Below are 24,159 nucleotides of genomic sequence, written 5' to 3' on the forward strand. Positions count from 1 at the left end.
ATCAACCCTGCTGGCGCTGGAAGGCGGCCACCTCGGCCAAGAGCCAGTCGCGGAACGCCAGCACCTGCGGCTTGCCGGCCGCGCCGGGCGGCGAGACGAAGAAATACTCATCCGGGCACGGCGTGGCGATATCGAACAGCCGCACCAGCTGCCCGGAGGCGATCTCCTGCATCGCCACCACATGGCGCACCAGCGCCACCCCGTTGCCGTCGGCGGCGGAGCGTATCAGCATCGACAAATCCTCGAACATCAGCCCGCCCGACGGCTCGGCCATGTCGACCCTGGCCGCCTGCAGCCATGGCGACCACGGCTCCACCGAGCGCAGCAGCGTGTGCTGCGGCAATTCCTGCGGTGTGGTAGGGCAGGCTCCACGGCGATAGTGGGGACTCACTACAGGATAATATACGTCGCCCATCAGGCGCTGCACCACCAGCCCGGGATAGTTGCCCCGGCCGAAGCGGATGCCGACGTCGATGCCGTCGCGCGCCAGGTCCTGCAGTTGCCCGCTGGACTGCAGCACCACCTCGATATCCGGATACAGGTCGATAAACCGGCCCAGCCGGGGCGCCAGCCAGCGCGCCGCGAACGATGGAATCGATGAAATCGTCAGCCGCTGGTTGACGCTGGCGGCCCGCAGCGCGTCCGCCGCCATGCCGATGTCGGCAAAGGCCTTGCCTAAAAACTGGGCAAATTTCAGCGCATCGCTAGTTATTTTCACCTGCCGGCCGTTGCGGACGAATAGCGGCCGCCCCAGTTCCTCTTCCAACGCCCGTACCTGGTGGCTGATCGCGCCGTGCGTCAGATGCAACTCCTCCGCCGCCCGCGAGAAGTTCTCGTGACGGGCCGCCGCCTCGAAGGCGCGCAAGGCGGAAAAATTGGGCAGGCGGCGGCTGGCGCTCATCAGGTCGGCATGCTGTGGATAACTTTGTGAATAAATCTAACAAGAATCACGAAAATATAACGTTATACAGGCGCTACTGCAAGGTTTACCATGTGAATAAATCTACTCTAGCCGGAGCCATCATGCCTTTTGAACTGTACGTCGACAGTCTTTTCACCAGCCCTTACGCCATGTCGGCCTTTGTGGCGCTGACCGAAAAAGGCCTGCCATTCACCGTCAAGACGGTGGACCTGGAAGCCGGCCAGCAAAAGCAGAGCGCCTACTGCGACCGCGCGCTGACCGCCCGCGTGCCGGCGCTGGTCGAGGGGGATTTTGTGTTGACCGAGTCGACCGCCATTACCGAATACCTGGAAGAGACCTTCCCGGCGCCGGAATACGTCGCGCTGTACCCGAAAGACAAGCGCCAGCGCGCCCGGGCGCGGCAGATCCAGGCCTGGCTGCGCAGCGACCTGCTGCCGGTGCGCGCCGAGCGGGACACGGAAACAGTGTTTTTTGGTAAAGCCTGCCTGCCGCTGACGGCCGCCGGCCGCGCCGCCGCTGACAAGCTGATCCACGCCGCCAGCCAGTTCGTGCCGGAAGGCGGCGCCAACCTGTTCGGCGAGTGGTCGATTGCCGACGTCGACCTGGCCGTCATGCTGAACCGGCTGATCCTGAACGGTGACGAGGTGCCGCAAAAACTGAAGGATTACGCCGCCGGCCAGTGGCAGCGGCCGTCGGTCCGGCAGTGGCTGGAGCGCCACCAGCCGGGCTGATTTATAATGTCGGCATGACGTCCCTACCTCAAGCCGAGCCACTCCAAGCCGGGCATCCAGCCGGACCGGCGCTGATACGCCATCTCGGCCTGGCCGACTACGACAGCACTTTCGCCGCGATGCGGGCCTTCACCGACGCCCGCACGCCGGACACCCGCGACGAACTGTGGATCGTCGAGCACCCGCCCGTGTTCACGCTGGGCCTGGGCGCCGACCGCGGCCACCTGCTGGCGGGCGCCGATACGATCCCGGTGGTGCAGACTGACCGCGGCGGCGAAGTGACCTACCACGGCCCCGGCCAGGTGGTGATCTACATGCTGATGGACCTGCGCCGCAACAAGCCGGGCGGCAAGCTGTATGCCCGGCAATTCGTCAATAAAATCGAGCAGGCGATCATCAACGTCCTGGGGGCGTATAATCTCGTCGGTGAGCGGATTCAAGGCGCGCCGGGCATTTATATGGCCGGCGGACCGAAAAAAGGCGCCAAAATCGCCGCGCTCGGCTTGAAAGTGCGCGGCAACGGTTGCACCTATCATGGGCTGTCGCTGAATGTGGCGATGGATCTGGCCCCGTTTTCCTGGATTAATCCCTGCGGCTATGCCGGACTGGAAACGGTCGACATGCGCACCGTCGGCGCCCACGCGCTGCTGTCAGATGTACAACAGCAGCTGGCCGAAGAATTGATACACGTTCTGGATGTAACGGAACCTGCACTACACGAATAACCACACTTTGCCCGCAAGGGCACGCAGCCAAATGACTTCTGAAACCACCTCCAGCGTTGCCCCAGCTTACAACCCGAGCGAAAAGCAAAAAGGCGCCAGCAAAACCGCGCGCATCCCGATCAAGATCGTGCCGATCGAGCAAGTTGAGCGTTTGAAAAAGCCGGAGTGGATCCGCGTCAAAGCCGCATCGGCCTCGACCCGTTTCTACGAGATCAAGGACATCCTGCGCGAGAACAAGCTGGTGACCGTGTGCGAAGAAGCGAGCTGCCCGAACATCGGCGAATGCTTCGGCAAGGGCACGGCGACCTTCATGATCATGGGCGACAAGTGCACCCGCCGCTGCCCGTTCTGCGACGTCGGCCACGGCCGTCCGGATCCGCTGGACAAGGAAGAGCCATTCAACCTGTCGAAGACCATCGCCGAACTGCGCCTGAGCTACGTCGTGATCACCTCGGTGGACCGCGACGACTTGCGCGACGGCGGCGCCGGCCACTTCGTCGAGTGCATCCAGAACACCCGCGCGCTGTCGCCGAAGACCCAGATCGAAGTGCTGGTTCCGGACTTCCGCGGCCGCCTGGAAAAAGCGCTGACCATCTTCAAGGACGGCCTGCCGGACGTGATGAACCACAACCTGGAAACCGTGCCGCGCCTGTACAAGGAAGCGCGTCCGGGTTCGGACTACATGCACTCGCTGCAGCTGCTGAAGGAATTCAAGGAACTGTACCCAGAGGTGAAGACCAAGTCCGGCATCATGGTCGGCCTGGGCGAGACCGACGAAGAGATCCTGCAAGTGATGCGCGACATGCGCGAACACAACATCGACATGCTGACCATCGGCCAGTACCTGGCGCCGTCGAACAGCCACCTGCCGGTGCGCCGCTACGTGCACCCGGACGTGTTCAAGATGTTCGAAGAAGAAGCCTACAAAATGGGCTTCAAGCACGCCGCCGTCGGCGCCATGGTCCGCAGCTCCTACCACGCGGACGAACAAGCCCACAACGTGCTGGCCGCCGCTGTATAAAAAAACTCAACGAAGCAGAAAAAGTAAGCCCTCGAAAGACGGCTTACTTTTTTTTCGCCTGAATAGGGCCGGATGAAAACAGGCGTTGAGCCATATCAGATCGTAGTAATTTGTATTGCTTGCCTTTGTGCGCCTCAAGACTAAACTGAGGTTTTCCGAGTAGGAGAGCAAAATGCCTGCGATTGATATTAGCGAAGCGAAAGCCAGGCTTTCAGCTCTGATTGATGACGCCTCCAATGGCGAAGAAGTCATCATTACGGCAGACGGTAAGCCCGTGGCACGACTGCTGGCAATCCACGCTCACTCGACGTTGCGCAAACCTGGCTCCATGAAAGGTAAGATCTGGATCGCCGATGATTTTGACGCGCCGCTCCCCGAAGACATACAGGCCGCCTTCGAGGGAAAATAGTGCAACTATTGTTGGATACGCATATCTTGCTCTGGTGGTTGCAGGACAGTCGAAAATTGCCTGGCCGCTCACGAGCGCTTATCGCGACAGCCCCTGCAGTTTACGTTAGTAGTGTCTCGATTTGGGAAACTGCAATCAAGGTTCAGGCCAGAAAGCTGGATCTGGACTTAAACGAGCTTGTCGCAAACATCGCACGGGACGGATTCCAGGAGCTGATCGTCTCGTACAAGCACGCTGTATAAGTCGGACTGTTACCTTCCCTCCATCGCGACCCATTTGACCGCATGCTGGTCGCTCAAGCAATATGCGGCCCCATGAAACTATTGACCGCCGACCGGGTTTTGGCGGACTATTCCGAACTTGTCGAAATAGTCTGAATCGAGGAATCAATGAGTGTTCGTATCGAGGCTTCCTGGAAGGCGCGGCTGGAGCGGGAGTTTGAACAGCCTTATTGGGAAAGCCTGACTTCGTTCGTGCGGGCGGAGTATGCGGCGGGCCAGTGCTGCCCCGCCGGCAAGAACATCTTCAGGGCCTTCGACCTGACACCGTTCGACGACGTCAAGGTCGTCATCCTCGGCCAGGATCCGTATCACACGCCCGGCGCGGCGATGGGCTTTTGCTTCTCGGTCCCGGACGGCAACCGTCCGCAGCCCAGCCTGCAAAACATCTTCCAGGAATTGCACAACGACCTGGGTGTCGAGCGTCGGCAAACCGATCTGTCGGATTGGGCCGGGCAAGGCGTGTTCCTGCTGAACAGCGTGTTGACCGTGCGCGCCCGCGAGGCCGGCTCTCACGCCAACAAGGGCTGGGAAACGTTCACCGACAGCGCGATCCGCCTGCTGTCCGAACAGCGCGAGCGCATCGTGTTCGTCCTGTGGGGCAGCTACGCGATCGCAAAGAAAGCGTTGATCGATACGCGCAAGCACCTGGTCATCACCTCGCCCCACCCGTCGCCGTTCTCCGCGCACAAGGGCTTCTTCGGCAGCAAGCCGTTTTCGCGTGCCAACGACTACCTTGCTGCCAACGGCCAGGCGCCCATCCTCTGGGCCTGATCAGGCGTTGATCAGCTTCAGGTCGAACGCGCGTTCGATCAACCACACCACCGCCAGCATCGCGATGGCGGCCGAGCCGCCGGTCAGCAGGCGCCGATAGAACCAGGTGCCGCGCAGCGCGAACGCCAGCGGCAGGAACAGCGCCACGATGCACAACTGGCCGATCTCCACGCCCAGGTTGAATCCGAATAAGCTCGTCAGCAGCGCACCCTGCGGCAAGCCCAGGTCGATCAGCACGCTGGCGAAACCGAAGCCGTGGATCAAGCCGAAACAGAAAGCCGCCACCGGGCGCCGTCCGCGAAACAGCGGATAGAGGTTGTTCACCGCCGCCAGTATCACCGAGGCCGCAATCGCCGATTCCACCCAGCGCGACGGCAGCGAGATCAGCGACAGGCTGGCCAGCGTCAGGGTCAGCGAGTGCGCCAGCGTGAAGGCCGTCACCACTTTCAGCACGTCGATGAAGGAGGCGCGCAGGCTGTCGGACGGCGCGCCGCGCGCGCCCAGCATCACCGCCGGCAGCAGCAGCGACAGCAGGAACAGGATATGGTCGTAGCCTATCCAGATATGCCAGATACCGTCCTTCACATACGCGCCGAATTGCGCCAGCCGGTCCGGCGCCGCCAGCGACAAGGTCTGTCTCGCGTGCGCCGGATCGAAGATGGCGGTGGAGGTTTCGCCGTCGCGCGTCAGCCGCAGCAAGCCTTTGTGCTGTGGATCGAGATCGGCGAACAGCCGGTAGTTGATCGTCAGCTCCGCCACCGGGCTTGGACAGATCGCGCGAAAACGCAGCACGCTGTAGGCGCCGTCGGTGTGGTTGTCGATCAGCTGCTCGCCGGTGTCGATTGTGCAGGCGCCCTTGTCGGTGGAGACGCCCAGCCGCGCCAGCGCGTAGGCGGCGATCGCCGCATGGCGCTGGCGGATCTCGTCCCAGGTCAGCTTGCCGTCGCCATCCTGGTCCAGGCCGATGGCGAAGTCGAGGTCGCGCAGCGCGATGTCCCATTGTCCGGTAACGCGGTCGCCCTGCACCTCCAGCGACAGGTAGCTGTCGCTGGGCTTGTGCGCCCATGCCGGCGACGCGGCGCCGCACAGCAGCGCAAGTATCAAGAGCAGGCGTGCCATCATGTCCCCGTGTTCAGTTGGCGGATCAGGCGGGTTGCCGCCACGTCCTCGGTATGGTTGCGCGCGATCCAGTCCAGCACCGGCCGGGCAGCGCCCGGGTCGCGCGCTTTCAAGGCCGATTCCAGCAGGATGCGCATGTCGGCGGGTTCCTTCTGCACCGTCCAGTTCTTGCGCGCTAGTGCCAGCGCGGTGGCCGCGTCGTTGCGCAGCAGTAGTTCAAAGCGCGCCTGCTCGCGCTGGTGCACGGTGTCGCCGCGCAGGGCGGCGGCGTCGAAGCGGGCCGCCAGTTCCTTGACGTCGGCGGCCAGCGAGTTCATGGCGCGCTGCTGCTGCAAGGCCAGCGCGCGGCGCAGCAGCAGCGCGTCGATGCGGGTCTGGTCCGCCAGCAGCGCGATGACGCCGGCCGCCCGCTTCTGCTCCAGCAGAAAATCGGAATAAGCACCCAGCAGATAGCTGTCGCGCGGACGCAGCGCCAGCGCGCGCTTGTAGCGGGCTTCGGCAATGGCCGCGTCGCCGCGGCGCTGCGCCATTTCGGCCAGCAAGGTCAGTGCCCAGACTTGCAGTTCAGCCGGCGCGTTAGCGCTGCGCTCCAGCGTCAGGTCCAGCAGCTGCTCGCTTTTCTGCGATCGCCCCGTCACTGTGCCGACATTGGCGATGCAGGTGATGGTGACCAGTTCTATCGACGTGGCAGACAGCCGCGCGCAGCTGGCGGTGGCGCCAGTGTAGTCGCCGCGCACGGTTTGCACGGTGGCTTGCGTCAGCCACGCCTGGGCGTTGTTCGGATCGGCCGCCAGCACGGCCTTCAAGTCGTCCAGTGCCGGGTCGAATTGGTGGGTGCTTTGCAGCAGCGTCGCGCGCAGCAGGCGCACCTGCGGCGGTGGCGCGGACAGCCACCACCACGGCGCCAGCGCGGCTTGCGCGTAGCCGAGGTAGCGCGGGTCGGTATCGCTGCGGGCCAGCGCGATGTAGCGTGTGGCCAGTTCGGTGGCCAATGCCATGTCGTCGGGACGGGCGGTCAGTTCGCTGCGCAGGCGGCGCAGCTGCTGCTGCACCGGGTCGCCGCGCCGGGGCAGGGTTTCGATCACTTGCTGGCCGCTGGCCGGAACATAGGGCGCGGCTTGCGCCGTTGCGGCGGCAGCCAGCGCCAATGCGAAAAATACAGTTTTCATGATGACCTCAAAACGCCGCAAGGGCGGACCATCCCGCGTCCGCCCTGTTGGCATATGGCTTACTTGTATGCGACCGGTTCCGTATCCTCCGGCGCGGTGGCGACGACGGTGTCGATCGCCACCGGCTCGGTGGTGGTTTCGGCGCCGTCGCCGATCAGGGCCAGCACGGCGCTGTAGAACGCGTCGAGCATCACCACCGGCGGCGATGGCGGCGCCGGCGGCGTGTGGTCCTCATAGTGGGTGCTGCCACCGCAGGCGCCGAGCACCAGCAGCGCAATCAGGCTCAGATATCTCATGGCGCCCTCCGGTTGGCCTGGACCACGGCGCCGGTTTGCGGCGAACCCGGGATCGGATTTTTCAGGTACGGGAAGCCGGCGTTGAAGAAGGTCTCGTCCAGATACGCGCCGTCGGTGAAGTGCAGCGCGCCCGCTGGTGCGTCGGCCGGGGCGCAGCCCAGGTTCAGGGTGCACAGCTTGCCCATCACCACGCGCAGCGCGATGTCGACCACATCGTCGCCGGGACGGCGGCCGTTGGGGAAGCCGGCATTGTCGCCGCCGATCACGCCGAGGCGGTTTTGCGCGCCGATGGCGGTCACCGGGGTCGAGGTGTTCAGCCGCAGCATCTCCGACGCGGTCACCGTGGCAGGCTGGTTCAGGCCCTTGACGCCGGTGAGGAAGGCCGCCACCAAGTCGTTGCGCGGGAAGTTGGTCGGCGCCTTGGCGCCGGCGCTGCCGTACAGGATCTCGATCAACGCCGGCAACGTCGGATTGGTGACGTAGGTGGCGAACTGGCCGTCGCCGGACGGCTTGCTGGCGTTGAAGGTGTCCTTGTCCTTGAGGCCGATGACCACTTCATTCACCAGAGGCGCGCCGAGACGCGACACCTGGGTCCAGGCGCCGCCTTCCTTCGACGGGCTGCCGGCGTTCGGCACCGGGTTCAGCAGGCGGCCCTGGCGCAGCGAGGCCGTGGTCCAGCCGCCGATCACCGGGTCGCTGCTGCCGGCGGCCGTCAGGCACGAAGCCGCCACTTCGATTTCGATCGAAGTCACGTTCTTGTCGGCCAGGTCGTCCTTGGCGCCCTTTTCGGCGTTGGCGCTGAACTCGGTGGCCGGCGCCTTGATGTTGACCAGGTCGAAGGTCTCGCCCAGGTTGACCACGAACGGATCCTTGCGCTGGCCGACGAACATGCGCGCCGGCGTGCTGCAGCCGGGGATGTTGACGTTGTAGACGTGCGCCGCCGCATAGGCCGCGTAGTTCGGAATCGACTTGTTGCCGATGTTGTCGAGCGGCTTGTCGAAGGTAGTGCCGCCGTCGGCCGCGTTGGTCACCGCGGCCTTGGTGCCGGTGCGGCGGTCGCCGCGCACCACGTTGACGGTGTAGGTTTCGCGCACGTTGGCGCCGGCCGCGTTCGGCCCGGCGATGGCGCCGCCGTTGATCACCAGCGGGATCGACACCTGCTTGCCGCCGACGGTGAGCTTGGTGTCCTTGTTGGTGTTGGTGAAGCGGAACTGAAAGGTCAGGTCTTCCTTGGCGTCGCCGTTGTTGTCGATGTGGATCTCGTACAGCGCGTTCGGGTCCATGCTGAAGTAGTTCGGGCCGCCGTAGGCGTCCTGTAGCGGAATGTAGTTGGCGATCAGCGTGACATAGCTGGCGCGTCCCGTTTCGTAGCTGCGGAACATGTAGAAGTCGGTTCCGTCGACTTTGGGACTTTGCGTAACGAACGGTGCTTCGCGGTGGCTGGACGCCATCGCCGCCGGCGCCAGTGCGCCCGCCAGTGTGCCCAGTATCGCCACGCCCATGGCGTGCTTGATGAAAGTGTGCATCTCGATCTCCCCTATGGTTAGTGCTGCGGGGTGATATACGCGGGGGGAGGCGCGCCGGATTCAGATTCGATAAGATTTATTTTTTGAGAATTCGGTAATATGGTATTTTGCTGACGCTTGCAGCTTTTTCCTTTCCCCTCACTTCCAAGGCCATCGGTGTCCGACGCGAAAAACCTCGATCCCCAGCAGCTGCGTACCTGGCTGCAAGGCGCCGCACGGCGCGACGCCGTCGCCTTCCGTTCGCTCTACGATGCGACGTCGGCGAAACTGTTTGGCTTCGCGCTGCGTATATTGGGTAAGCGTGAGCTGGCCGAAGAGGTGCTGCAAGAGAGTTTCGTCGCGATCTGGAACAATGCCGGTAGTTATCAAAGTCATCTGGCCGCGCCGATGACGTGGATGACCACCATCGTACGCAACAAGGCTTTCGATCTGCTGCGCCGTAGCGAGGTGACGGCCGAGATCGACGGCGACCAGTTTGACAGCGAGGTGATCAATGCACTGCGGGACCCAGCCTCCACGCCCATCGAGGCGCTGGAAATGAGCCGCGACGCGAAAGCGCTGGCCTATTGCATGTCCGCGCTCGAAGGACTGCAGCGGCAGGTGCTCGGCCTGGCGTTTTTCCACGACCTGTCGCATAGCGAGGTGGCCACGCAGATGGCGCTGCCGATCGGCACCGTCAAGACCTGGATACGCCGCAGCCTCGACAAGCTGAAAACCTGCCTGGCGAAAATGGAGCGCGCATGAACTTCCGCGACAACGCGCCGCTGCGCGAAAAGCTGGCCGCGGAATATGTGCTGGGCACGCTCAAGGGCGGCGCGCGCCGCCGCTTCGAAGGCTATCTGCACAACGACGCGGCGCTGCGCCGCATCACCATGGAATGGCAGGACCGGCTGGCGCCGCTGGCCGAGTTTTCGTCGGCGCAGGCGCCTCGCCGGCAGGTATGGAGCGACATCGAGCGCCGCCTGAACCTGCCGCGGCGCCACGCCGCCTGGCAGTTCTGGCGCAACGAGTCGGTGACCTTCTGGCGCGGGCTGGGCGTGGTGTCGACCGCCGTGGCGGCCTTGCTGGTGGTGGTGATCTCGGTGCGTACGCTGGATACGCCGGCGCTTGACTACGTCGCCACGCTGACCGACGAACAATCCAGGACCGCGCTGGTGCTGACCGGCGACAGCGGCCGCAAGTCGATGACGGTGCGCCTGGTCGGCAACGCGCCCGTGCCGAGCGACAAGCAACTGCAACTGTGGGCCGTGCCGAAAACGGGCAATCCGCGCTCGCTGGGCCTGCTGGCCGATCGCGGCGAAGTCAGGCTGGCGCTGACGCCGGGCGCCATCGGCGCCGACGTGGCCCTGCTGGCGGTGTCGCTGGAACCGAAGGGTGGCTCGCCGAACCCGAACGGGCCCACTGGCCCTATCCTGTACAAAGGCAACTGGGTCCGCATGATGTAGGGTGAAAATTGGTATCATCGCGGGTACCGGGCCGATGCCCTTGTTAGCGAAAGACCACATGGACGCCAGTAAATTCACGCCGGAGTATTTCAACCACTTCGGCAAAGGCACTTTGCCGGACCATCTGGGCATCGTCATCACCGGCGTGCGCGAGGGCGAGATCGTGGCCGAGTTCACGGTCACGCCACAGCATCTGGCGCCTAACGGCTTCCTGCATGCCGGCAGCGTGGTCACGCTGGCCGACACCGCCTGCGGCTATGCCTGTTTCTCGCACCTGCCGGACGGCGCCCAGAACTTCACCACCATTGAATTGAAGTCCAACCACTTGGGCACCGCGCGCGACGGCACGGTGGTGGCGACCGCCAAGGTGGTGCACCTGGGCCGTACTACGCAGGTCTGGGATGCGGTGGTCAGCAACAAGGCCACTGGCAAAACAATAGCGTTGTTCCGCTGCACGCAGATGGTCCTCTATCCCAAGTAGGCACAGGAGCGGTCCATATGAAGCAACTCACGAAGCTCGCTGGCTGTGGCCTGCTGCTGGCGTCGTCGCTGGCGATGGCGCAAACCCCGTACACCGAAGACTCGACTTACCGCAGGCTGGGCGGCAAGGAAGGCATCAAGAAGATCGTCGACACCTTCATCCCCATGGTGCTGGCCGATCCGCGCATCAAGGAAAGCTTTGCCGATTTCGACATGGAGCAGCTGAATGTGCGCCTGCAGGAGCAGTTCTGCGAGTTCGCCGGCGGCCCGTGCAAGTACACTGGCAAATACCGCGACAAGACCATGGACGGCGTCGGCACCGTGCGCGACATGGCCAACGTGCACCAGGATTTGAAGATCACCAACGCCATGTTCAATGCGCTGGCCGAGGATTTGCAGATCGCAATGGAACAGAACAATGTGCCGAGCGGCGTGTCGAACAAGCTGATCGCGAAGCTGGCGCCGATGCAGCGCCACATCGTGACCGCGCAGACTGCGCAGACCCGTCCGGACCTGGGCAAATTCCTCGCCACCGGCGGCGTCAGCCAGGTCGAGGGCGCGGGCGGCGGCGGCATCACGCCGTGGGCGCTGGTCACCGGCTATGGATCGCGCGACAGCTGGGGCGCAAACGCGCACTACACCTATATCAGCACCCAGGATTACACGCTCAACAGCTACGGCGTAGCGGTGGGCATTGCCGACCGGCTGGAGATTTCACTGGCCAGGCAGGAATTCAAGGGCAGCCTGGCGCCGCTGAACTTGCTCAACATCAAGCAGGACATCCTCGGCCTGAAATTGAAGGTGGCCGGCGACGCCGTCTACGAGCAGGACAACCCGATGCCGCAGGTGGCGATCGGCGTGCTGTACAAGCGCAACAAGGGCATAGGTGGCCTCGGCGCGCTGGGCGTGAGCAACGTCAAGCAGCTGGGCGCCAGGGACGATCACGGCTACGATTACTATGTGGCGGCGACCAAGATCCTGTTCGAGCAAAGCCTGCTGCTGAACGGCACGCTGCGCGCAACCCGCGCCAACCAGATGGGTCTGTTGGGATTCGGCGGCGACCGGGGCGACAGCATGCGGCTGATGCCGGAGGCGTCGGTGGCCTACCTGGTCAACCGCAAGCTGGCGGTGGGCGCCGAGTATCGCCGCAAGCCGCACAACCTGGGCGTGGACAACGAAAAGGCGTACTACGACGCCTTCGTGGCCTGGTTCCCGAGCAGGAACTTCTCGCTCACCGCGGCGTATGCGGAACTGGGGGATATCACGATCTTCAATCCGAAGAAGCAGCACGGACTATACCTGTCCGCGCAGGCGGGATTCTAAAAAACAATCCGCAATCCGGGGTCAGATCCGACATTCGGACACGAGCTCTACTGTAGCAGCCGCTACAGTAGAGCTCGTGTCCGAATGTCGGATCTGACCCCGGGTTTTAGCCGTGCAGCGATTCTTCCAGCAGCTTGTGTAGTGCCGGGAAGTCCGGCTCGCCGAGGTAGCGCTTGAGGATCTTGCCGTCCTTGCCGATGACGAAGGTGGTCGGCGTCATCGCCACGTTGCCGTAGGCCTTGGCGGCCGAGCCGTCGATATCGAGCGCCACCTTGAACGGCAGCTGGCGGGTCTGGGCGTAGTTCAGCACGTAGTTTGGCGGGTCGTAGCTCATCGCCACGGCGACGAATTCCAGCCCCTGCGCCTTGTACTTGTTGTAGGTGTCGACCATCTTCGGCATCTCGCCCACGCAGGTGGTGCACGAGGTGGCCCAGAAATTGACCATCACCACCTTGCCGCGCAGGCTGTCGGGCGCGATTTTCTCGCCGCTGATGCTGAGGAAAGTCACTTCCGGCGCCGACTGGCGCTTGTTCAGCGACACATAGGCGCCAAAGCCGACCGCGGCGATCACCACGGCGGCCAGCACGGGCTTGACCCAGGCGGGGGAGGATTTGGTCTCTTGCATGATAGGCTCAGGCGTCGAATTAGGTGAGGCCATTATAGACCTCTCCTCCGGTTCATGAGTTGGACGCCGGTTTTGGCTGGTAGGTCTTCCACTCTTCCTCGGTGATGTATTCGAACACCTTGACCACCTTGGTCACGCCGCTGACGCCGCGCGCTACGTCGGCGCCGATCTGGCCTTCGCGCTGGGTCACGCGGCCCTGCAGGTAGACCACGCCGCGCTCGGTCACCACCTGGTAGGAGTTGGCCGAGATATCCTTCATGTCGACCAGGCTGGCCTTGACCTTGGTGGTGATCAGTGCGTCGTTGGAGCGCGAGGTGTAGCTGGCCGGGCCGGCCACTTCCAGTTCGTTGACGACCGACAGCACGCCCTCGATGGCGCGGATTTCGCGCTCGGCGGCCGCCTTCATGGCCTCGTCGCGCACTTCGCCGGTCAGCAGCGCGCGGCGGTTGAAGGCGTTGATGTTGACGTGGCCGGCATCGCCGACGACGTTGTTGAGCTTGATGCTGCCCTTGACTTCGATCGCCCGGTCTTCCGTCTGCGCGCCCAGGGTGCGGCGGTCGGTGGCGGCAAGGGTACCGGAAATGGCGCCGCCCGCGACCAGCGCGACGCAGCCCGACAACGAGGCCAGCATGGCGCCGCACAGTACGCTCATGGCCAGCGGACGCTGTACCTTGTTCCAGATTGCGCCGGGATTAATCATTCACATCTCCTCCAAATAGAGCGACATCGATGCCGTCGCAAATGCAGTGTATCGTCGTCAAATGGACTTCCTGGATACGGGCGGTGCGGTCGGCCGGCACGCAGATGTGGACGTCGGCGTCGGTCAGCATCTTGCCGATCGCGCCGCCGCCCTTGCCGGTCAAGGCCACCACGCGCATTTCGCGCTCCAGCGCCGCCTCGATGGCCGCCATCACGTTGGCCGAGTTGCCCGAGGTCGACAGCGCCATCAGGATGTCGCCGGCCTGGCCGAACGCCTGCACCTGCTTGGAGAAGATCTCGCGGTAGCTGTAGTCGTTGGCCACCGCCGTCAGGATCGAGGTGTCGGTGGTCAGCGCCAGCGCCGGCAGCGGGAAGCGCTCGCGCTCGAAGCGCCCGACCAGCTCGGCGGCGAAATGCTGGGCGTCGGCGGCGGAACCGCCATTGCCGCAGACCAGGATCTTGTTGCCGTTGGACAGCGCCGAGAACATCAAGTCGATCGCCTGCGCGATATGCGGCGCGAGGGCGGTGGCGGATTGGATTTTGATTTCGGCACTTTCGTGGAAGTGCGCCAGGATGCGTTGGTTTGTCATAGTGTGCTGATTATAGTGCAGTCGTTCAGCAAGCCGGACAAGCGCTGTTAAAAATGCTTACATCTGCAGGATATTTTGCAACCATGACAACTTTTCACCGTCGATGGCCACCAGGTCGAAGCGGCACGGCGGCGGGCTGGGGTAGCGCATCAGGTAGAACTGCGCGGCGTGGATCAGCCGCCGCTGCTTGGCCGGGGTGACGCTGGCCGCCGCCCCGCCGAAGCCGCCGCCGGCCCGGCGCCGCACTTCGACAAACACCAGGTGGCCGCCGTGCTGCATGATCAGGTCGATCTCGCCGGCCTTGCACAGGAAATTACGGTCCAGCAACTTCAGGCCCCGGGCGTCCAGGTAGGCCAGCGCCCGGTCCTCGCCCAGCCGGCCCAGCCGCTGCTGTTCGGTGCGGGGCATGGCGGCCTCACGGGCCGATCGGCTGCGGCACGCCGTTCCTGACCACGGCCGCCGGCTCGATGCGTTCGAAGCTGGCCGCGCCGCCCTGGCCGAAGTCGACGGTCAGGCGACCGGTGACGCCGTCCAGGCTGAAGCGGCCGGCCGGATGGTGGCCGATTTCGCGCGCCACGCGGTAGGCGTCGATGCCGAGCGCGTACAGCCGTTCCATGTCGGCGCTGGCCGCTTGCACCGGATGCGGGTAGACCATCACGGCCGGATGGTCGCGCTGGATCTGCCACGGCAGGTCGAGCAGGCGCACGCCGTCCAGTTCCTGCGTCGGGCTGTTGTTGCCGTTGCCGGCGTTCAGCGCCGAGGTGCCGTACAGCGGCAGCCCGCCAAGGCCGGCGGGCTGCGCCGGTGCGGGAGGCGGCGGCAGCGCGTCGGCGGTGCTGAAGATGGGATTGGTCGGCTCGGTGCTGACGTTGTCGCCGAGGGCGCCGCGCAACTGGCGGGTCTGGTCGGCGCTCATGGCCGAGAACAGCAGGCCGGGCGGATCGTCGCGCAGGCGCGCGCGCAGCTGGACCAGTTCCGGGTCGCTCAGGTAGCCGTCCGGCGAACTCAGCTCGACCATGCGCACGGCGGCGCCGTTGCGCTGCCACTGGGCGGCGAAGGCGGCCGCCACGCGGCGCTGCCATGGCGTGCCGGTGCTGATAATCATGGCGGTGGCGTTCGGATGGTCGGCGGCCGCCAGCTGCGCGACCTGGCGCGCCTCTTCCTCGATCGACAGCCCCATCGCCAGCATCTGCGGCGGCAGCGGCGCGGCGCCCGCCGTGCCGTGGCCTTCCGGATAATTGAGGGCGATGGTCGGCTTGCCCAGCAGCGGGCTGGCGGCCAGCGCCGCCACCGCCGAGCGGGCCAGCGGACCGACGATGATGTCCTGTTTTTCCTGCGCGTGGGCGTAGGCGGACAGCACGTCCTGCGCTACGTCGCCGGTTTCGATCACGCTGACGGTGATGTTGTCGCGGTCGCGCTCCCAGGCGGCCATGAAGCCGGCGCGGACGGCGTCGGCGGCGGCGCCCAGCGTTTCCGAGCGCAACGGCAGCAGCAGGCCCATGCGGACCGGCGGGTTGGCCGGCAAGCCGCCCTGCGCGGCTTCATCCTGCCGGGTGGCGGGAACGTCGGCAGACGGCGCGGCGGACACGCCGGGCAGCGTGACGGCGAACACTTCCGCCGGCGGCGGCGTGGGTTCCGGCGGCGGTTTCGGCAGCGGCTGCGCGGCGGGGCGGACCGGCGGCGCGGGCAGCGCACTTGTATTTGCCGAGCCGGGCGCGCACAATCCACCGGGCGCATCGCAAAACGGCGTGCTGCAGCCGCTCGCCAGCGCCACCGCCGCACATAGCAGCGACAACCTCACACTATTCATCCTACCCCCAATGACCGCACAAGAATTCAGCTCCATCGCCACCCTGCCCGTGATGGGCGAAATGGCGCACCAGACCTATCCTAGCGCAACCTTGTACGTCGTGGCGACCCCGATCGGCAATGTGACGGATATTAGCCTGCGCGCGCTGCACGTCTTGAGCATGGTCAATGCCGTGGCGTGCGAGGACACGCGCAACACCGCCCAGCTGATGACCCGCTTCGGCCTGCACCAGCCGCTGATCGCCGCCCACCAGCACAACGAGCGGGAAGTGGCGGAAACGCTGATCACGCGCCTGCAGGCCGGCGATCGCATCGCGCTGGTGTCGGACGCGGGCACGCCGGCCGTGTCCGATCCGGGCGCGCGCATCGTCGACGCGGTGCGCGCCGCCGGCCTGCGGGTGCTGCCGCTGCCGGGCGCGTCGGCGGCGGTGACGGCGCTGTCGGCCAGCGGCCTGGTGAACGACCAGTTTTACTTTGTCGGCTTCCTGCCGGCCAAGGCCAAGCAGCGCGAGAACTTCCTCGGCACCTTGCGCGCGGTGACGGCGACCATGGTGTTTTACGAGGCGCCGCACCGCATCCTCGATTGCGCCACGGCGCTGGCGGCGGTGTTCGAGCCGGAACGCCAAGTGGTGTTCGCGCGCGAGCTGACCAAGATGTTCGAGGAAATCCACCGCTGCCCGCTGTCGGAGGCGGAAGCGTGGATCAAGGCCGATCCGCACCGGGAAAAAGGCGAGTTCGTCGTGCTGCTGGAAGGCGCGCCGGCGGCCGAGGACGAGCATGACCTGGAGGCCGAACGGGTGCTGAAGATCCTGCTGACCGAATGCTCGGTCAAGCAGGCCGCCAGCCTGGCGGCGCAGATCACCGGCCGCAAGAAGAACGCGCTGTATGACCGCGCGCTGCAGCTCAAGGGCGAAGCGTAGTCAGAATTTGCAGCCGCTGTCTTTCTTGTCCATCAGCCAGATCAGCGGCGACAGCAAGCCGGCGCCGGTGTTCTTGCAGTCGCCGCGCTTGGCGCCGGCGATGTCGCGTGCCAGCTGGGTTTCGCGCTGCTCCGGATACAGCGGATGGTCGTCCAGCTGGGCCACCGGCAGGCCGGCGCGGGCCGGGTCTTTTTCGTTGGCGACCTTGCGGGCGGTCTTCAGCGCCGCGTTCATGTCGAATTTCTTCGGCTGCTCTTCCGGATGCAGCGGATCGGCCACGGGGCTGGACGGCGCGGGCAAGGTGATCGCCTGCGAGGTGGCCGGGACCGGCGCTGGCGCTGGCGGGCTGGGACGGGCGGCCAGCGCGGGCCGCTCCAGATCGCGTTTGCGCTTGCGCGCCGGTTCTTCCTTGGGCTCCGGCTTGGCCGGCGTTTCTATCGTGGCGACAATGGGCTTGGGCGGCTGCAGCCAGACCGTCATCGTCCTGGCCGGAGGCTGTTCGGGCGCCACCGGCAGCGACAGCCGGTAGCCGAATATCAGCAGCAGATGCAGCACCAGCGAGATGGCGATGCCCGCGACTATCCCCGGCCGCCGCAGCTGGGCGGGCTGACTCTGGGTAAAGGTCGCGTTCATGGTTTTTTCGCTAATTTGTCCACACCGCATCATCTCACATTGAAAAAAAACTGCCATGGTACATACTGAATTCATAGCGGCACTTGACGGATACTGAGGCAGCTTGTATTATCTTGCTTCTTCGGAGTGTGGCGCAGTCCGGTAGCGCACCTGGTTTGGGACCAGGGGGTCCAAGGTTCGAATCCTTGTACTCCGACCAAGAATCAAGAAAAAAGACTCAAGAGCTCAGGCTCTTGGGTCTTTTTTTTATCCTTTGCGCCCTTGGCGCATCCCTTCCGCCTCTCTCCCGCCTCTCGCCATATCAAACGAGCTATACGAATTGGTAATGGTTTCAATTGAATACGCAATTGGTTAGCAAACAAGCTGTTGCGTAACATGAATTTAGCGCGGCGAAAACGCGCAATAAAAAACTACGGAGAGACCATGGAACAATCAACGCTCAACTGGCCCATCGCCAACGTGTTCGTCATGACTTACGCCCGCAGCGACCCCCGCTAGCTCGCCGCACCCGCGAACGCCCGTCCCCAAATGTAAGAGCTGAGCGCCGGAACAGGCAGGCATTCGCACATTCATTCATTCCTATAACTAAGAGCACGGAGACACAATGAATATGAATACACCTAAGATGCGTAAAACGGTCATGGCCGCTGTCATTGCCGAAATGTTGATGATGGTCGGCGCCTCTGCCCAGACGGGCAGCGAGGCCAAGCCTGTCGATACCGGGACGACGGTCGTCGTCAGCGGGATACGCGCATCGCTGTCCTCGTCCCTGACGACCAAGCGCATACAAGACGGCGTGGTCGACGCGGTGTCGGCCGAAGACGCCGGCAAATTCCCGGACACGAATATCGCCGAATCCCTGCAGCGCGTCACCGGCGTGCAGATCCAGCGCAACAACGGCGAAGGGCGCTACATCTCCGTGCGGGGCCTGGGGCCGGAGTTCAACAATGTGCTGGTCAATGGCCGCACCATGACCAGCGACACCGGCGGCCGCGAGTTTTCCTTCGACCTGCTGTCCTCCGACCTGATCTCGAAGGCCCTGGTCTACAAGACGTCGCAGGCCTTCCTGCCGGAGGGCGGCATCGGTTCGACGGTGGACATCCAGACCGCGCGGCCGCTGTCGGGAAAACTGGGCCACACCTCGGTGGTCAATGTGTCAGATTCCTACGACTCGAATTCCAAGAAGAATACGCCCAACATCAGCGGCATGTATTCGTTCGCCAACGAGAACCGCACCTTCGGCGTGACCGGCTCGCTCTCCTACACCGACCGCGCCTCCAAGCAAAACAAGGCCGTCAACGATGCCTGGAACTACCGCGACGTGTCGATGATCAACGGCGACCTCAACTCCAAAGGGTTGACGATGGCCGACGTGACCACCAAAAAGCTCTACATGCCGCAGAGTTACGGCTTCCAGCAGGAGAATGAAAGCCGCAAGCGGCTGGTCGGCAATCTGACGGTGCAATACAATCCGTCCCCGACCTGGAAACTGACCGCGGACGCCCTGTATTCGCGACTCGACCAAAAGAACGACGTGATCGCGTTCAGCGACTGGAACAATCCCGTGCAGCTCGGCGTCAAGTACGACAGCAACAACCAGGTCACCAGCTTCCTGCGGCCCGGCTCGATCTTCTACGCAAACAATCCGGCGCTGGCCGGCAGCGGCAAGCTGCTGGGCGAGGCCAATTCGAACGACATGATCGTCAAGGGCGGCGACCGCCTGTCCACCACGCAGGCGTTCGGCCTGAACTCGAAATGGGCGTTGACGCCGGAATTGAAACTGGAAGGCGATATCGCCGACTCCCGCACCACCTCCAAGTCCCCGAATATGTGGATCGTGGCCGGCATGGTGCCCAAGAACGGCGATGTGCTGACCTTCGCCGGCACCCCCGGCCTGGTGTTCGGCGACGGCATCGCCGATCCGACCGCGGTGCGTGCCCACGCGGTATCGTACGGCGACATCCGCAATCTCGACGACCTGCAGGAGGGACGTTTCAGTCTGGCCTGGAATCACGAGATGGGCTATTTCAAGGGCATCGATTCCGGCATGGCCTACTCGCAGCGCAACGTGGAACGCACTCAGTGGAACAACGACGCCTGGAACGCCTTCAGCGGCTATCACGTCTCCCTGCCGTCGTCGCTGTTCACCGTCACGCCGATGGATAACTTCATGGGCGGCGGCGCGCAGATTCCAAGCGCCTACCTCCGCTTCGATCCGTATGCCTACATGAATTACCTGAACCAGCCTTCGCTGCTGGCGCAATCCAATGATCCGGCGCTGTACCTGGACAAGACCAAGTATCCGAATGGTCCGATGGCGATCGATTACACCAAGCCGGACATGTGGGGCGTCAAGGAGAAGGTATCGAGCTTCTTCGTGGACTCCAAATGGGAAGGCTCGGGCTGGTCGGCGAATGCCGGCATGCGTGTGGTGCACGTGAACTCGGCATCGACCGGCATCAGCCGCACCCTGCTGTCGGCGGTGAAAAGCCCCAACGACACGACCTATATCCTGAACTGGGGCCCGGCCGCCACGACCACCGTCAGCAACAGCTACAACAGCTTCCTGCCGTCCGCCAACCTGAAATTCGACCTGACCGCCGACATGCTGCTGCGCTTGGCCGCGTCGAAGACCGAGACCCGTCCCACCTTGAACCAGATGGGTGTGAGCAATTCCTACGGCGGGCGCTATGGCGATGTGCAGACCGGCGGCGGCAATCCCTATCTGAAGCCGATGCAGTCGAAGAACTACGACCTGTCGTACGAATGGTATCTGTCGAAGACCAACTACGTCAGCGCCGCCGTGTTCCGCAAGGACGTCTCCGACTTCCTGGAGACCAAGATGGTGGACATGAAGATTCCGCAGTACGATGAAGTGGTCCACGACACCCGCATACGCAACGGACAAAAAGGCAAGATCAAGGGCGTGGAGCTGGCCGGCCAGTATGCCTTCGACAACGGCATCTCCTGGCTGCGGGGATTCGGCGTGGCGGCCAACTATACCTACGTGGACGCCAGCGCGACCCGCGACACCGATACCGACAGCAGCGTGCCGGCCTGCGGCTACCCCGGCTTGTCGCCGCAATCCTATAATGGCTCGGTGTTCTATGAAAACGACAAATTCCAGGCCCGCGTGAGTTATAACTGGCGCAACCGCTTCTCGGTCGACTGCGGCGGCGGCAGCACCCTGCCGCGCACCCGGGCGGCCTATGGCCAGACCGACGCCAGCCTGCGCTACAACCTGACGCCGAAGATGGCCCTCTACGCGGACTTCATCAACCTGACCAACTCGAGGATGCACGAATATGCCAACAACGAGTCGCAGTTCCTTACCCTGGAAGATGTCGGCCGCCGTGCCAACGTCGGCCTGCGGGTGGCGTTCTAAATGACGCGGGCGAACCTGCCCCGCCGCCGCCTGCTGCAAGGCGCCGCTGCCGCCGCCGGCGGCGCCCTGCTGCCGCTTCACGCCGGCGCCCAGGGCGCGCCGCGCTTTGCCGTCGGCGCCAGCGATTTTCTCATCGACGGCAAGCCGCTGCAGATCCGCTGCGGCGAAATGCACTTCGCGCGCGTGCCGCGCGAGTACTGGACGCATCGCCTGAAAGCCATCAAGGCGATGGGCCTGAACACCGTGTGCGCCTACCTGTTCTGGAATTACCATGAATGGCGCGAAGGGAAGTTCGACTGGAGTGGCCAGCGCGACGCCGTCGAGTTCTGCCGGCTGGCGCAGAAGGAAGGGCTGTGGGTGATCCTGCGTCCAGGCCCCTACGCCTGCGCCGAATGGGAGATGGGCGGCCTGCCGTGGTGGCTGCTCAAGAAAAATCCGGGCGACGCCTTCCTGCGCACGCGTGATCCGGCCTTTGTCGAGCCGGCGCGGCGCTACCTGAAGGAGGTGGGCCGGGTGCTGGGGGCGATGCAGGTGACCCAGGGTGGCCCTATCCTGATGGTCCAGGTGGAAAACGAGTACGGCTTCTTCGGCGAAGACCTGGACTACATGCGCACCATGCGCCAGGCGCTGCTCGACGCGCGCTTCGACGTGCCGCTATTCCAGTGCAATCCGACCAACGCGGTGGCCAAGACCCATCTGCCGGGCATGCTGTCGGTGGCCAACTTCGGCAGCGATCCGGCCGGCGGCTTCAAGGCGCTGGCCGCGGTGCAGCAGGCGCCGCTGATGTGCGGCGAATACTATTCCGGCTGGTTCGACACCTGGGGCAATCCTCACCGGCGCGGCGACAATACGAGCGCCGTCGTCGACATCCAGGCCATGCTCAAGGCGAACGGCTCGTTCAGCCTTTACATGGCCCACGGCGGCACCACTTTCGGCTTGTGGGGCGGCTGCGACCGTCCCTTCCGGCCGGACACCACCAGCTACGACTATGACGCGCCGGTCAGCGAAGCGGGATGGGTGGGCGCCAAGTTCAACGCCTACCGCGAAGGCATGCGCCCGTTCCTGGCGCCGGGCGAAGTGCTGCCCGAACCGCCGGCGCGCAATCCCGTCATGCGCATCGACGCGTTCACGCTGACCGAATCGGCGCCGGTGCTGGCCAACCTGCCGCCGCGCACGATCAAGGCCGCGTCGCCGGAGCCGATCGAACAGTACGACATCAGCCGCGGCCTGGTCGCCTATCGCGTGCGGTTGCCGGCCGGACCGGCGGGATTGCTGGCCGCCGCCAAGGTGCGCGACCTGGCCTGGGTCTACGTGGACGGCAGGCAGGTGGGGACGCTGGACACGCGCCACCGCCGCTTCTCGGTCGCCGTGCCGGCCCGCAGCAAGGCCGTGACGGTGGAGATCCTGCTGTACACCATCGCGCGGGTCAACTTCGGCCTGGAGGTGCATGACCGCAAGGGCCTGCACGGTCCGGTGACGTTCACGCCCAAGGACGGCGCCGCGCAGCCGCTGGAGAACTGGGAGATCCGCGCCATCGATTTCGATGCCGACGGCACGCTGCCGCCGCTGGCGTTCAAGGCCGGACGCGCCAAGGGCCCCGCCTTCTGGCGCGGCGGATTCGAGGCCGGCCGCCAGGCCGACACCTTCCTCGACATGTCCAGCTGGGGCCAGGGGATAGTCTGGATCAACGGCCGCTGCCTCGGTCGTTACTGGAGCATCGGGCCGACGCAGACCATGTACCTGCCCGGGCCCTGGATCAGGAAGGGCCGCAACGAAATCGTCGTGCTCGACCTGACCGGTCCACGCAGCGCCCGCATTGCCGGACTCACCGAGCCGATACTCGACCAGCTCAATCCGGAGCTGGATCTGGCGCGCCCGCCCAGCACCGTCAAGCCGGCGCTGGATGGCATCGCCCCGGCGCAGGCGGGCGAATTTGCCGCCGGCGGCGCGACCCAGGACGTGCTGTTCGCCGCGCCGGTCAAAGGCCGCCAGTTCTGTCTTGAATCGCTGAGCGCCTTCGACGGCAAGCAGTACGCGGCGGTCGCCGAGATTTCGCTGCTGGGCAAGGACGGCAAGACCATCAACCAGCAGTCGTGGACGATCGCCTACGTCAGCAGCGAAGAGCTGAAAAAGGAGGACGGCTCGGCCCTCAACGCCATCAACGGGCAGGCGTCGGATCACTGGCATACCGCGTTTGCCGCCGGGGCGGGCCATCCGCACCAGCTGATCATCGACCTGGGCCAGCAGGTGGAGGTGGCGGGCGTGCGCTACATGCCGCGCCAGGGGCCCGACACCGTCACCGGCCGTATCAGGCAGTACCGCATGTACGTCGCGGACAAGCTGGTGCGCGAATGACGCCGTAGCGTATCAACCGGCGCGCTTGGCGGCGATGGCGTTGCCGGCGCGGCTGGCGCCCTTGCGGCCCAGGAATTGCGAGATGAACTGGCCGGCGTCGACCACGATGTCGAGGTCGATGCCGGTGGCTATGCCCAGGCCCTGCATCATGTACAGCACGTCCTCGGTGGCGACGTTGCCGGTCGCGCCCTTGGCGTACGGGCAGCCGCCCAGTCCCGACACCGACGAGTGGAAGATGGCGATGCCGATCTCCATGCTGGCGTAGATGTTGGCCAGCGCCTGGCCGTAGGTGTCGTGGAAGTGGCCGGACAAGCCTTCGATGCGGAACTCTCGGATCGCCCGCTCCATCACCGCCTGCGTCTTGCGCGGCGTGGCCACGCCGATGGTGTCGGCGATGTCGATCTCGTCGCAGCCCAGGTCGCGCATGCGGCCCACCACGTCGGCCACCGCGTCCAGCGGCACGTCGCCCTGGTACGGGCAGCCGAACGAGCAGCTGATGCTGCCGCGCAGGCGCAGGCCGTTGTCCTTGGCCGCCTTCGCCACGCCTTCGAAGCGGGCGATCGATTCGGCGATCGAGCAGTTGATGTTCTTTTGCGAGAAGGCTTCCGAGGCCGAGCCGAAAATCACCACCTCGTTGGCCTGCGCGGCCAGCGCCGCCTCGAAACCCTGCATGTTCGGCGTCAGCGCGGAATAGATCACGCCCGGCTTGCGCTCGATCGCGGCCATGACCTCCTTGCTGGTCGCCATCTGCGGCACCCACTTCGGCGACACGAACGAAGCCGCTTCGATGTTCTGGAAGCCGGCGCTGGTCAGGCGGTTCACCAGCTCGATCTTGACCTCGGCCGGCACGCTTTCTTTTTCGTTCTGCAGGCCGTCGCGCGGACCGACTTCGACGATCTTTACCTGTTTCGGCAAACTGTTCATA

At 64.5% G+C, this 24,159-nt stretch carries 25 protein-coding genes, 1 tRNA gene and 1 pseudogene; 15 read left to right on the forward strand and 12 right to left on the reverse strand.

What is annotated here, in order from left to right:
• Position 1: 1 nt before the first annotated feature.
• Entirely contained in the window at positions 2-901 is a 900-nt protein-coding gene (gcvA, locus tag ACCD07_RS11985) for a transcriptional regulator GcvA (protein ID WP_413447456.1), read from the reverse strand.
• Between the two features lie 122 nt (positions 902-1,023).
• On the opposite strand from gcvA, the gene yfcF reads away from it, so the two are divergent.
• The 6 genes from yfcF (at position 1,024) to ACCD07_RS12015 (ending at position 4,860) form a co-directional block, all read left to right on the forward strand.
• Entirely contained in the window at positions 1,024-1,653 is a 630-nt protein-coding gene (gene yfcF, locus ACCD07_RS11990; RefSeq protein ID WP_353401732.1) for a glutathione transferase, read from the forward strand.
• A 14-nt stretch (positions 1,654-1,667) separates the two neighbouring features.
• On the forward strand, positions 1,668-2,378 hold the full coding sequence (gene lipB, locus ACCD07_RS11995; RefSeq protein WP_413447457.1) for a lipoyl(octanoyl) transferase LipB: 711 nt from the start codon (positions 1,668-1,670) through the stop codon (positions 2,376-2,378).
• Between the two features lie 31 nt (positions 2,379-2,409).
• Positions 2,410-3,399: a lipoyl synthase gene (gene lipA / locus ACCD07_RS12000; RefSeq protein WP_176653284.1), complete on the forward strand. Its 990-nt coding sequence runs from the start codon at positions 2,410-2,412 to the stop codon at positions 3,397-3,399.
• Positions 3,400-3,571: 172 nt separating this feature from the next.
• The gene (locus ACCD07_RS12005; RefSeq protein ID WP_176653285.1) at positions 3,572-3,808 is read left to right on the forward strand and encodes a type II toxin-antitoxin system Phd/YefM family antitoxin; all 237 of its coding nucleotides are present in this window, start codon (positions 3,572-3,574) and stop codon (positions 3,806-3,808) included.
• Positions 3,808-4,050, forward strand: coding sequence for a type II toxin-antitoxin system VapC family toxin (locus ACCD07_RS12010; RefSeq protein WP_413447458.1), 243 nt, complete (start codon positions 3,808-3,810; stop codon positions 4,048-4,050). The genes ACCD07_RS12005 and ACCD07_RS12010 overlap by 1 nt, the downstream gene beginning before the upstream one ends.
• A gap of 147 nt (positions 4,051-4,197) precedes the next feature.
• Positions 4,198-4,860 (forward strand): uracil-DNA glycosylase, encoded by a 663-nt coding sequence (locus ACCD07_RS12015; RefSeq protein ID WP_176653287.1) that lies wholly within the window; start codon positions 4,198-4,200, stop codon positions 4,858-4,860.
• Here ACCD07_RS12015 and ACCD07_RS12020 read toward each other — a convergent pair whose 3' ends face one another.
• The 4 genes from ACCD07_RS12020 to ACCD07_RS12035 are packed head-to-tail and all read right to left on the reverse strand — an operon-like array spanning position 4,861 to position 8,970.
• Positions 4,861-5,982, reverse strand: coding sequence for a HupE/UreJ family protein (locus ACCD07_RS12020; protein ID WP_413447459.1), 1,122 nt, complete (start codon positions 5,980-5,982; stop codon positions 4,861-4,863).
• Positions 5,979-7,148 carry a hypothetical protein gene (locus ACCD07_RS12025; protein ID WP_413447460.1) on the reverse strand — a complete coding sequence of 390 codons (1,170 nt, stop codon included), beginning with the start codon at positions 7,146-7,148 and terminating at the stop codon, positions 5,979-5,981. Before ACCD07_RS12025 ends, ACCD07_RS12020 begins: the two co-directional genes overlap by 4 nt.
• Positions 7,149-7,207: 59 nt before the next feature.
• Positions 7,208-7,444, reverse strand: a complete 237-nt coding sequence (locus ACCD07_RS12030) for a hypothetical protein (RefSeq protein WP_176653290.1) — start codon at positions 7,442-7,444, stop codon at positions 7,208-7,210.
• Positions 7,441-8,970 (reverse strand): DUF4331 domain-containing protein, encoded by a 1,530-nt coding sequence (locus ACCD07_RS12035; RefSeq protein WP_176653291.1) that lies wholly within the window; start codon positions 8,968-8,970, stop codon positions 7,441-7,443. Before ACCD07_RS12035 ends, ACCD07_RS12030 begins: the two co-directional genes overlap by 4 nt.
• A gap of 156 nt (positions 8,971-9,126) precedes the next feature.
• Here ACCD07_RS12035 and ACCD07_RS12040 point away from each other — a divergent pair, with 156 nt between their 5' ends.
• From ACCD07_RS12040 to ACCD07_RS12060, 5 genes and pseudogenes are all read left to right on the forward strand, one after another.
• Entirely contained in the window at positions 9,127-9,714 is a 588-nt protein-coding gene (locus ACCD07_RS12040; RefSeq protein WP_413447461.1) for a sigma-70 family RNA polymerase sigma factor, read from the forward strand.
• Positions 9,711-10,415: an anti-sigma factor domain-containing protein gene (locus ACCD07_RS12045; protein WP_413447462.1), complete on the forward strand. Its 705-nt coding sequence runs from the start codon at positions 9,711-9,713 to the stop codon at positions 10,413-10,415. Before ACCD07_RS12040 ends, ACCD07_RS12045 begins: the two co-directional genes overlap by 4 nt.
• Positions 10,416-10,473: 58 nt before the next feature.
• Positions 10,474-10,896, forward strand: a complete 423-nt coding sequence (locus ACCD07_RS12050; RefSeq protein ID WP_413447463.1) for a PaaI family thioesterase — start codon at positions 10,474-10,476, stop codon at positions 10,894-10,896.
• A 164-nt stretch (positions 10,897-11,060) separates the two neighbouring features.
• Positions 11,061-11,315: pseudogene (locus tag ACCD07_RS12055) on the forward strand (group I truncated hemoglobin); the annotation flags it as partial.
• Between the two features lie 45 nt (positions 11,316-11,360).
• Complete coding sequence (locus ACCD07_RS12060) at positions 11,361-12,218, forward strand: DUF3034 family protein (protein WP_413447486.1); 858 nt, start codon at positions 11,361-11,363, stop codon at positions 12,216-12,218.
• Positions 12,219-12,324: 106 nt separating this feature from the next.
• On the opposite strand, the gene ACCD07_RS12065 is transcribed toward ACCD07_RS12060, so the two are convergent.
• The 5 genes from ACCD07_RS12065 to ACCD07_RS12085 are packed head-to-tail and all read right to left on the reverse strand — an operon-like array spanning position 12,325 to position 15,942.
• Entirely contained in the window at positions 12,325-12,843 is a 519-nt protein-coding gene (locus ACCD07_RS12065; RefSeq protein ID WP_176653295.1) for a peroxiredoxin family protein, read from the reverse strand.
• A gap of 52 nt (positions 12,844-12,895) precedes the next feature.
• The gene (locus ACCD07_RS12070; protein ID WP_413447464.1) at positions 12,896-13,543 is read right to left on the reverse strand and encodes a BON domain-containing protein; all 648 of its coding nucleotides are present in this window, start codon (positions 13,541-13,543) and stop codon (positions 12,896-12,898) included.
• Positions 13,536-14,132, reverse strand: a complete 597-nt coding sequence (locus ACCD07_RS12075) for a phosphoheptose isomerase (protein WP_413447465.1) — start codon at positions 14,130-14,132, stop codon at positions 13,536-13,538. Before ACCD07_RS12075 ends, ACCD07_RS12070 begins: the two co-directional genes overlap by 8 nt.
• Before the next feature lie 57 nt (positions 14,133-14,189).
• Positions 14,190-14,540: a YraN family protein gene (locus ACCD07_RS12080; RefSeq protein ID WP_413447466.1), complete on the reverse strand. Its 351-nt coding sequence runs from the start codon at positions 14,538-14,540 to the stop codon at positions 14,190-14,192.
• 7 nt (positions 14,541-14,547) lie between these two features.
• Positions 14,548-15,942, reverse strand: coding sequence for a penicillin-binding protein activator (locus ACCD07_RS12085; RefSeq protein WP_413447467.1), 1,395 nt, complete (start codon positions 15,940-15,942; stop codon positions 14,548-14,550).
• Between the two features lie 10 nt (positions 15,943-15,952).
• Here ACCD07_RS12085 and rsmI point away from each other — a divergent pair, with 10 nt between their 5' ends.
• Positions 15,953-16,861 carry a 16S rRNA (cytidine(1402)-2'-O)-methyltransferase gene (gene rsmI / locus ACCD07_RS12090; RefSeq protein ID WP_413447468.1) on the forward strand — a complete coding sequence of 303 codons (909 nt, stop codon included), beginning with the start codon at positions 15,953-15,955 and terminating at the stop codon, positions 16,859-16,861.
• On the opposite strand, the gene ACCD07_RS12095 is transcribed toward rsmI, so the two are convergent.
• Positions 16,862-17,494, reverse strand: coding sequence for a hypothetical protein (locus tag ACCD07_RS12095; RefSeq protein ID WP_176653301.1), 633 nt, complete (start codon positions 17,492-17,494; stop codon positions 16,862-16,864).
• A gap of 122 nt (positions 17,495-17,616) precedes the next feature.
• On the opposite strand from ACCD07_RS12095, the gene ACCD07_RS12100 reads away from it, so the two are divergent.
• The 3 genes from ACCD07_RS12100 to ACCD07_RS12110 all read left to right on the forward strand — a co-directional run bounded on the left by ACCD07_RS12100 (position 17,617) and on the right by ACCD07_RS12110 (position 23,234).
• Positions 17,617-17,693 (forward strand) — tRNA-Pro (locus tag ACCD07_RS12100).
• Positions 17,694-18,104: 411 nt separating this feature from the next.
• Positions 18,105-20,879 (forward strand): TonB-dependent receptor, encoded by a 2,775-nt coding sequence (locus ACCD07_RS12105; RefSeq protein WP_353401709.1) that lies wholly within the window; start codon positions 18,105-18,107, stop codon positions 20,877-20,879.
• Positions 20,880-23,234, forward strand: coding sequence for a beta-galactosidase (locus ACCD07_RS12110; protein ID WP_413447469.1), 2,355 nt, complete (start codon positions 20,880-20,882; stop codon positions 23,232-23,234). It abuts the gene before it with no gap.
• A 12-nt stretch (positions 23,235-23,246) separates the two neighbouring features.
• Here ACCD07_RS12110 and ACCD07_RS12115 read toward each other — a convergent pair whose 3' ends face one another.
• Positions 23,247-24,158, reverse strand: coding sequence for a hydroxymethylglutaryl-CoA lyase (locus ACCD07_RS12115; protein WP_176653306.1), 912 nt, complete (start codon positions 24,156-24,158; stop codon positions 23,247-23,249).
• Between the last annotated feature and the right edge of the window lies 1 nt (position 24,159).

The sequence above is a fragment of the Duganella sp. Dugasp56 genome (assembly GCF_047304105.1).
In the GTDB taxonomy this organism is placed as follows: domain Bacteria; phylum Pseudomonadota; class Gammaproteobacteria; order Burkholderiales; family Burkholderiaceae_D; genus Rugamonas; species Rugamonas hordei.